Genomic DNA, 726 nt, shown 5'->3' on the forward strand with positions numbered 1-726 from the left:
GCCTTCTTGCAAGCCTTGTGAAAAAAATCTGTCGAGGAATTATTTGCAAGCGAAAAGGCATTCGGCAATCGAACGATTCTTCCATCTTGCATACTTTCCAGTTCAAAAAAGTTATGCGCGATCGAGCCGCCCTGATCTTTCAGAAAACCCGTATCGCTAATTTGGTGTGCAGATGGCCGGCGTCCTGCGTTGTAGGCTCCCTTTTTTAGGAGGCTCTTCATTGCATTGCTATAGGGCCTCAGGACCTTCGTGTTATCAGCCTTGGGGAAATCTGACTTCGCAAGCCACCATACGTGTGTGAAGCTATCAACCGTTCTTATGCGGTCAACCGTAACCCAAGATGCCGGAGACGGCAGACGCGATGGGTTGTAGCAAACAAATTGCTGAATAAGACGAAGGCCAGCGGTGGGATGTTTAGCAAAACCAAGAAGCGCTTCCAAATGCAAAAGCGATTGAACAGGTCTTCCAGGTTCCCAGCTATTTCCGAGCTCAATGACTATCGAACCATTTGGCGCCAACATTTCTGAAAAAACGGGCGCTAACTCCGTGAACCACTTTAAGTAGTCGTCGCCTTTTAAGTTGCCATAGCTCTTTTTGTCATTCAGGGGATAGGGTGGTGAAGTTAAAAGAAGTTGAACTTTTCCCTTAACTTTCTTAAACGCATCCGAGCTAAGTAACTTAACCGAATCACCAACATAGTAAGCCCCACCATGCGTTGCGTACGCT

At 47.0% G+C, this 726-nt stretch carries 1 protein-coding gene; it reads right to left on the minus strand.

The window, feature by feature from the left end; all coding sequences use genetic code 11:
• A partial coding sequence (locus AC1D0P_RS26540) for a DNA methyltransferase (protein ID WP_477679458.1) occupies positions 1-726 on the minus strand: 726 nt, incomplete at both ends.

The sequence above is a fragment of the Polaromonas sp. P1_G2 genome (genome assembly GCF_056405515.1).